Origin of the sequence: Rhodopirellula maiorica SM1 (assembly GCF_000346295.1) — a bacterium.
GTDB lineage: Bacteria > Planctomycetota > Planctomycetia > Pirellulales > Pirellulaceae > Novipirellula > Novipirellula maiorica.
Genome location: NZ_ANOG01000941.1, coordinates 1 through 8,688 on the forward strand (window position 1 = coordinate 1; position 8,688 = coordinate 8,688).

The 8,688-nt window shown below is 54.3% G+C and carries 9 protein-coding genes; 6 read left to right on the top strand and 3 right to left on the bottom strand.

The window, feature by feature from the left end:
• The coding region (locus RMSM_RS29915; RefSeq protein ID WP_008706295.1) for a PAS domain-containing protein at positions 1-767 on the bottom strand (767 nt) is incomplete at its 3' end.
• Positions 768-845: 78 nt separating this feature from the next.
• The gene (locus RMSM_RS29920) at positions 846-1,169 is read right to left on the bottom strand and encodes a hypothetical protein (RefSeq protein WP_008706298.1); all 324 of its coding nucleotides are present in this window, start codon (positions 1,167-1,169) and stop codon (positions 846-848) included.
• A 398-nt stretch (positions 1,170-1,567) separates the two neighbouring features.
• On the opposite strand from RMSM_RS29920, the gene RMSM_RS29925 reads away from it, so the two are divergent.
• From RMSM_RS29925 to RMSM_RS29935, 3 genes are all read left to right on the top strand, one after another.
• Positions 1,568-3,022 carry a hypothetical protein gene (locus tag RMSM_RS29925; protein WP_201767096.1) on the top strand — a complete coding sequence of 485 codons (1,455 nt, stop codon included), beginning with the start codon at positions 1,568-1,570 and terminating at the stop codon, positions 3,020-3,022.
• 53 nt (positions 3,023-3,075) lie between these two features.
• A complete protein-coding gene (locus RMSM_RS29930) occupies positions 3,076-3,735 on the top strand; it encodes a DUF3299 domain-containing protein (protein WP_236622363.1) in 660 nt (219 codons plus the stop codon).
• 103 nt (positions 3,736-3,838) lie between these two features.
• Positions 3,839-4,438 (top strand): DUF3299 domain-containing protein, encoded by a 600-nt coding sequence (locus RMSM_RS29935; protein ID WP_008706304.1) that lies wholly within the window; start codon positions 3,839-3,841, stop codon positions 4,436-4,438.
• 161 nt (positions 4,439-4,599) lie between these two features.
• Here RMSM_RS29935 and RMSM_RS40260 read toward each other — a convergent pair whose 3' ends face one another.
• Entirely contained in the window at positions 4,600-4,791 is a 192-nt protein-coding gene (locus tag RMSM_RS40260) for a hypothetical protein (protein WP_008706307.1), read from the bottom strand.
• Between the two features lie 799 nt (positions 4,792-5,590).
• Here RMSM_RS40260 and RMSM_RS29940 point away from each other — a divergent pair.
• The 3 genes from RMSM_RS29940 to RMSM_RS29950 all read left to right on the top strand — a co-directional run.
• Positions 5,591-6,400: a coiled-coil domain-containing protein gene (locus RMSM_RS29940; protein WP_008706311.1), complete on the top strand. Its 810-nt coding sequence runs from the start codon at positions 5,591-5,593 to the stop codon at positions 6,398-6,400.
• A 97-nt stretch (positions 6,401-6,497) separates the two neighbouring features.
• A complete protein-coding gene (locus RMSM_RS29945) occupies positions 6,498-7,055 on the top strand; it encodes a hypothetical protein (RefSeq protein ID WP_144058063.1) in 558 nt (185 codons plus the stop codon).
• A 208-nt stretch (positions 7,056-7,263) separates the two neighbouring features.
• On the top strand, positions 7,264-8,688 hold a 1,425-nt coding region (locus tag RMSM_RS29950; RefSeq protein ID WP_236622364.1), incomplete at its 3' end, for a serine/threonine protein kinase.

Genomic DNA, 8,688 nt, shown 5'->3' on the forward strand with positions numbered 1-8,688 from the left:
TGCCGCTGCGCATCCAACGGCATCTCATCCAACCCTCGCACCAACACCGTGGCTTTGGCGTCGGCGGAATTGGCAAGTTGATTCACCACCGGAACGATGGATGCATCGAGCAATTCAGGATCCATCAACGGTCCATCGACGATCGCAATCGGTTCACGCTGCGCCGATTGCTGATGAACCCGCTGGGCAATCGATTCACAATTGGATCCCGCCGGAGCAAAGAATCCCAGATGTGTTCGCACGCTGGCAGCGACTTGAATGCGAGCTCGCATCCGTTTGGCCGACGACGAGACGCCCGCGGTGGCGACGGTCGCGATCGCTGCGTGCCGTTTTCGCCATGCATCGAGCTGTTGGCGGACGTTCGCCGCGTCCGCAATTTCCTCGTCGGGAACACGGTCGTTGAAACGGCCGCCAATCGCGATCGTCAACCCCGATGATCCCGAACCGATGCGGACAAAGCGAACATCGATCGGGTCAATGCGATGTTTTGCATCTCCGGCCGGCTGAACTCGCAATGAAGCGGTTCCGCGATGATTTAATCCCGGAGGAGGCGAGAGTGTCGCCGCTAAAAGATCAAGCGGATCATCCGATACGGGACTGCCGGCGACCGCACGCCGCTGCAGTAGTTGTTCAACATCCAAGCCCAGCCATCGCGCGGTAGCCGCGGACAAATAGACCAGTTTGCCGGCGGGATCGATCGCCCACACCGGAGCGTCCGACGCATCGAGCAGCCGCATCAGATTGCGGATCTTGGTTCCTGCGGTCATGAATTCCGTCGGCTAAGCAGGTAGAAAGGAATCATCGTGTAGAATCCCGTTAGCCGTTTAATCCAACGCTGCGGTGACCTAAAACACATCCAAGATAAAGTGATGGCCTTGGTGGTAGCGGCGACTGCTGGGGTAGTAGTTGTGCCACTTCTTGTTGTAGACCGGAATTCGCATTTCCTGAGGATAGCGATGGTACATGCTATCACTGCTCTGGAAATATTCTTGGCTGTAGAAGTTTTGCGGATAGTAAACGTAGGGGTAGTGATAGAAGCGATTCCAGTCGCGGGAACCGGCCGCTCCACCCCAATTTTGGCCATAAGCGCGCTGTTCCGCCGAAGCCGAATCGGCCAGGGCACAACAACTGCAAACGAGGACAGCAGCTAACAATAAATGACGGAGCATCCGTGGCTCTCCCTCTGGGGGGCGATGATTGGAGGGCCGGCATCGGCCCGATGGGTGATATCGCAAACGTGCGTACCGTCACTATCGGCACATCTGGTATCATCGGTTGAGTCGTTTTGGCTTACGATTTTGACTACAATTTTTGCCACAACGCTTGCTGCGTTCCCCTGGTGACTTCACCGTTCCCCTACCATCCACCTAAGATTGCGTGTGCAGGGAGTTCGAGATGGCTTTAGAAAACTCGAATTCGCTGCAGATTTCGATACAAAAATCGAATGATTGCTATACTGGATGATTGATCCAGTAGGGCAAACGCTCTTTTGTTCATCCTTTCCAATTTGGTTCAACGTATGTCGTTTCGTCGATTCACCACGTCACTGCTCGTTATCGCGATTCTCGTGACGAGTTTCGTTGGCAATACAACATTGGCCTGTCCATTCTGTAACGCCGTTTCGCAAACGCTGCGTCAAGAGATGTCGGTCATGGATGCGGTCGTGATCGCTACCGCTGTGGACCGCGAATCGGCTCGCAATGAAGAAACCGGCGAAGTGCTGATGCGAGTCGAAAAAGTGCTCAAAGGCGACTCGTTGGTCAAAGTCGGCCAAGAGGTCAACGCAATCTACTACGGTGACATCAAAACGGGCCGCACCTTCATGCTGTCGGGCGTCGATCCTCCCGAAATGCAGTGGTCCTGTTTGCCACTGTCCCCACGCGCCGAAGCCTATTTGATGAAGGTCACGAAACTGGCCGACGAGGATGACGTCACTCGATTGCGGTTCTATTACGATTACTTGCAAGACGAAGAGACGATGCTCTCGCGAGACGCGTACGACGAGTTTGCGATCGCCCCCTACTCGGCCGTCAAAGCACTTGCCCCGGAAATTGACCACGCCGCACTGGTCAGCTGGATCAACGACCCAGAGGCCACCGTGGACCGCCGAAGACTGTACCTGACCATGTTGGGGGTCTGCGGCGATGAAAAAGATCTACCGATGCTCGAAGCACAGCTTCGCAGCACTCAGAAGAGCAGCCGCAGCGGGTTGGATGCGTTGGTGGCTTGCTATTTAACGCTATCGGGGGAAAAGGGGCTCGCGGTGATCGACGAACTGTTCTTAAAGAACAGCAAGGCTCCTTACGCGGACACCTACGCCGCAATCATGGCGATTCGCTTTCATGGCACCGAAGGGGACGTGATCGCTCGCAGTGCATTGGTCGAATCGCTGCACCACGTTTTGGACCGCGAAGACTTGGCGGATCTTGTCATCCCCGATCTGGCGCGTTGGAGCGACTGGAGTCAGATCGACAAGATGAAACAGCTCTTCTTGGAAGCGGATCCAGACAACAACTGGGTTCGTGTCCCGGTCGTGAACTACCTGCGAGCCTGTCCGCTGCCCGAAGCGAGCGAAGCGCTCAAAGAACTCGAGAAGGTTGACCCTGAAAGTGTCAAACGGGCGAATACTTTTTTCTCGATTCCTGTGCCAGCCAAAGAAACCACCAAAGCGAACACATCGGCCGCTCCCAAAGCGAAGGAGTCGTCGACGGCAACTGCGACAATCCGCACACTCGATCGCTTCGAGGTGTCCGATTCCAATGTGGCTTCCGATTCCGAAATGGTCGCTCGATTTGACCGCGGAGCGATCAACGAGCCGCATGCGGCGATGGGCAGCTTAACGGCCGCCAATACGCCGGTTGTCGCGGCTTCATTGGCATCGCAAACCCACCCGACATCGGCGAACCCTTGGCGGTTGGTCTACGTAGTTTCACTGTCACTGTCGACCATCATGATCGGCCAGTTCCTGTTGCTCTCCGGCGGCCCGGCGGTGGTTCCCGTCCCCGTACAAGAGCGTGAATAAGCTACCGCGACTTCGATCAAGGCTTTATTATCCCCATGTCAGCTGAACTTCAAATGTCATCGTCAAGCGATGTGGTTGAATTCCCGTACCGAGCAGTCAGTCGGGCGGCAATCGCTTCGGTGGTTTTCTTTGTTCTTGCTTTCCCCGGGCTGATTCCGACCTTCTCGCCGCTGTTGATTCTGACGGCGGTCGGCATCGCTGCAGGCATCGTTGGTTATCGCGCGACCAAACAGTACCCAGACGAATACAGCGGCGCAGCACTCGCCAGATTTGGCGTGATTGCCAATGCCCTGCTGATGGTTAGCGGGATCGGGCTTCACACCTACATTTACATGACCGAAGTCCCCGAAGGCTACACGCGGATTCCGTTTCACGAACTGCAGCAGCCCGAAGGAATGCCTGATATTCCGACTCGATTTGCCTACGATATCGACGGAAACAAAGTTTTTCTCAAAGGCTACATCCATCCCGCATCGGGCAGTGGAGCGCTGCGTCAATTTATTTTGGTCCCTGACCTGGGAACGTGCTGCTTCGGTGGCCAGCCCAAAAGTAGTGACATGATCGAAGTCACGGTGACGAACGGGAAAAATGTCAAAGCAGGACTGACGAAACGCAAACTTGCAGGCAAATTCCAGCTCAATCGTACACCTCAGAAGCTAACTGACTTTGACAACAACATTTTCTATCGAATAAAAGCGGACCAGGTGCGTTAAGCTTTGGTGTGCTGAGCATCGGCCTTAGGATAGACGTGGTCGACCTTAGCCCCACCTCCATCAGCCCAACCTCACGGGTTATCCCTCCAAAGACGATTTTCACATGCCTTGGTACAAGATCTCGCTCGTGATGCTGCTGACGTTTTCGCTGATCGACAGTTCTGCGGCGACCAGCTTCGCCGATTCGCCCACAACCGCGTCCGAGTCGGCGGACAGCTCGAAAACGGCAACCGATGCGGAAAATACGTCCGAAGCGAAAACCAAAGGGGTTGTTGAGCGCAAAAGCAGCGACGCGTCGATCGCCAAAGGGGACATCACCTTTGACGATCTAAAGTTTGATATCGAAAAGGACGCGGCATTCGAAAAAGGCGCCCTGACGCCCGATGTCAAACGACTCGATGGGATCAAAGTGAAGCTACGTGGCTATATCCTGCCCAGCACGCTGTTTAAAGAGACCGATATCGATCAGTTTGTGTTGGTGCGTGACAACCAAGAATGCTGTTTCGGCCCAGGTGCCGCATTGTTCGACTGTGTGATCGTCGAGATGTTACCGGGACGCACGACCGACTTTGTCACCCGTCCCGTGACGGTCGAGGGCAAGTTCAAGATTGACACCGAGAAGTACAAGTATCCGGGCGGCAAAGGGCCAGGCGGTGCCAGCCATTTCGCGATCTTCCGGATCGAAGGGATGAGCGTCAAATAGAGCTCTGGGAAGCCGCGATCGCACGAACCCGCCCCGTAAAAAGCATCGATCTAGGCAGCAGCCATCAAAACACTGTGCCACCAAAACGCTCAGCCATTTAAACGCGGCCCCCTCTAAACGCGGTACAGCGTGACCGCGTCGACACCATCAGCGTATCGCGATTATCCGCGTAGGTTATGACACACCGAGCGAGGAGACTCAAAATCGCCGAGGCGTGCTTCGAGCTCTTTTAGTTGATCGCTTACCCATTGACCGAAAACGTCGGTCGATTCAGGCGAAATCGTCGCCGCAAGAGCGTGCCACCGCTCGTCGCTAGGATTGGGTGAAGTCTTTAAGTCGCTTGATGTAGTCATTGGGATAATCTCCTGCGCGTTGCGATTGAGCGCATCAATTGATTAGATAAACAGGCGGAGACGATATACAAACATTACGTTCTGTTTCGACCTTTAGGTCACTGAATAATGACTTAGACGGCCTTTTCAGTTCTGGGTTCACTGCAAGTGGTATGCCCATCAGTGATGCCGAACCGAACATCACGTCGTAACCACTGACAAAATAACGAGTTAGGAAAACGTTCTTATTTTCAAAGGAAAAAAAGAAATGTCATTAAAGTGATATCGCTGTGTCGCGACATGTCATCCAGGCATGTTTCCCAGTGATTAATGTCGGCAAATCGAACACCACGAGCCAATAATAATCCAATCTACGTCATTAGCGAAGGCGGATCCGTCACGATTGTGATTACTTTTCCATAGATTAAAGACCGCAATGTTGCCTCGGCGCAACATCCCCCCCGTGGCGAAAATGCCCGATTGAGGGCAAATGCCCCACTATATCGCCCTACTTTTCGGCAGTCGCAAACAACAAATCACTGTAAATTTCGCAGAATTGGATCTCGCTTTTTTAAGTCGCTACTATTTTCTGCAGCGGGGGACGGCACTACAGCGGGGGCAGAGGACACTCTCGCGATCAAGGCCGTCCGTACCGCGAATATTGAAAAGACTCTGAGCAGCTAGCGTTTGTAGATCTGATTTTGCCAAAAAGTTTTTGGCGGCTCACCAAGAATCCCGTCTTGGCTGCGAATTCCTTTTTGTACAGCGGCCGATGTGCCGCACGAAAGAAATATCAGCCACAGTTTGGGGAGATACATCGATGTTAAAAAAGATGATCCTGGCGGGCGGTGCGGTTGCGTTACTGTCCACAATGACGATGGGCGTTCCATTGTTCAGCTATGCGAGATGCGGCGTCGATTGGTTGCGATCATCGACATCCGACGCCATGCCGCTGGAGTGGGAACTGAAGCGAGCTCGGCAGATGATCGCCGACTTGAAACCTGAAATTGAGCACAATGCTAAACGCATCGCATTGGAAAAGGTCGAGGTCGCTCGACTCGAATCTCAGATGACCGAAACGGACGAGCGGCTAGCCAAAACGCAAGCCGATATCGAACGGCTAAGCGACGATCTTCGCAAGGATTCGCATCTTTACACCTATGGTGGTCGGACTTACACGTCAGCCCAAGTCAAGAACGACTTGAGCAACCGCTTTAGCCGCTTCAAGACTCGCAAGCAGACTGCCGAGAAACTCGAAAAAATGCTTTCCGCTCGCAAATCGTCGCTGGAAGCGGCCCATGAGCGAATGGATGCGATGCTGAGTGCCAAACGCCAACTCGAAGTCGAAGTAGAGAACTTGCAAGCTCGACTCGCATCGCTTCGTGTTGCCGAAACCAGCAGCGAATTGGCGTTGGACGACAGCCATCTGTCCAAGACCCGTCAATTGCTTGACGAGATTCATGCTCGGATTGATGTCGCCGAAGAAACGATGAAGGTCGATGTTGAGTATTTTGGTGAGATCGACTTGGATGAGCCAAGCGAAGAGACCCTGCTTGACGAAATCACTAGCTATTTTGGCGACGAAGGAAGCTCGTCGACGAAGTCGCTGGTTGCGATCCAGTTAGACTAGTTCTGCAGAGTGATGGCAGCAACGCCAGCGTGATGACAGCAACGAGGTACGCGGCACCGAGAAAAGGCTGATGGACGTGTCCGAATCGAAACCCCTAGTGAACTCAAAGCCTGCAGCATCGCGTTGGAGGCTTTGGGTCGATGGTTGCGGGGGTTTTCTGATCCTCTCGGGCGATTCCTGGACCATTGGTGGCGCCAGCCCGGCGGGCAGCAGCGATGTGCGAATCCATTCGGATCTGCCTCGCGTCGCGGGAACGCTTTCGCGTCGTGAGGACAGTTATTTCTGGGAATTTGCCGGCGCAGCACGGCCTGCCGAGTTGATACTCAGTGGGCATCCGCTGTCGATGACGGGATCGGCATCGCTGATTTTTCGACATCCCAGTCCGCTGAGTCGTTCTGCAGTACTGACATTGATGCCGCCCCACCGTTTTGATGGACATGTCGATGGGGTGATTTTGGCGGATGAAACGCTGTTGATGGGCGCGACGGCGGACTGTCATATCAAAGCGGCTCATTTGGGGAGCGAAAAAGTGGTCATGACCCGCCGCGGCGACCGCTGGTTGGGCAAAGTTGTCGGCGACACCGAATTGTCGGAGCTGACGGTGGGACAAAGAATGGAGGTGGGGGAAGTGGAGATGACGCTTGAGAAAGCATAAAAGCGGCGCCCTGATCGGCAGGAAATGAAGCCTTTCCCCCATAGACGAGAGTCACAGAGCGGCGTGGTAGGCGGACCGAATCACGAAACAGTCGTTGAGGATGTGAAACAATGAAAAACTGCAATTTCGCTCTTCAACCGCTGCGAACCGTGTTTGGTCCAAACCGTGCCATTCATTCAGTCGAGAATTTCATTTGGGAAATCGATTCATGACGACACTTCTCGGTAAACTAGAGGTCGAATCGAACCACCACAGTGGATCATCGGCAACAGATCGACGACAGTTCGAAGAAACACACGTTAGCCACGCGACCACCTCATCGATGTCATTTACTTATCCCTCCGGATCGACGCCCTTAGATCGATACACGATTCGTCGTGGGATCGGCATGGGCGGATTTGGCGAGGTTTATTTTGCCGTCAGCGAGGCGGGAAAAGAGGTCGCGCTCAAACGGATCCAACGCAATTTGGAAGTGGAATTGCGAGGGGTATCCCACTGCTTGAATCTAAAGCATCCTCATCTGATCGCGCTTTACGACATTTGCCACGACGACCAAGAACAGGCTTGGGTGGTGATGGAATACGTGGCGGGCCAAAATCTGCGACAGGTGCTCGATCAAGCGCCGAGCGGATTGGCGGTCAACGAGGTTCATCGTTGGTTGTCCGGAATCGCCGCGGGCGTCGACCATTTGCACGGTGCCGGCTTGGTCCATCGCGACTTGAAACCCGGTAACGTCTTTGACGACATGGGAATTGTCAAAGTGGGCGATTACGGATTGAGCAAATTTATCTCGGCATCGCATCGCGGCGGTCACACCGAAAGCGTTGGCACATTTCACTATATGGCACCTGAGATTGGACGTGGCGAATACGGCCGCGAAATCGACATCTACGCCATCGGGATCATGACCTACGAACTGCTCACAGGCACCGTGCCGTTTGACGGCGAAAGCTGTCACGAGATCATCGTCAAACATATGACGGCTAAACCTGATGTCAGTCAGATTGCGGAACCCTATCGATCGGTCGTGGCGAAATGTTTGGAAAAGGATCCGGCGAATCGCTTTCGTTCGGTACCAGAGATGACCAACGCCCTCGGTATCACGCGATCAGATCCCACAGCGATCCATACAACCGCGACGCACGCCAACACGAACACAAACGCAAACACAAATACACATTCCCATTCGTCTGCGAAATCATCAATGGCGTCCGGCAGTCGCCCGCATCCGGTAGCCCCGGCGGTCAATCACGCCAACATTGCAAGCGATAGCGAGCCGCTCGCTCGCGCCATACGGGCGAGTGTTTCGGATCTTCAATCTTGGTGGCGAACCTTGGACCGTTCGCCTGGTGCAAAGATTTTCTTGTTGATCGCCGCGTCGTTTGTGTTGGTCGTCAACACGCACTGGCTGTTGCCGCTGATGTCAATCGTGGGCGTCGTTTATGTGCCCTATTACATCGTGCGTCAAATGGTGCTGCACGTCAGCCAGCAACCCAGCTATGCACAAGCTCAACGGATTGCGACGCACACGAGCGGGCCGGCACGACCGTTGACACGTTCGCAGTGGCGATCCCATATGCGAAACGACCTGCGTGCCAAACGATCCGTGCACCGCGCCGCCGGAACTGACGCA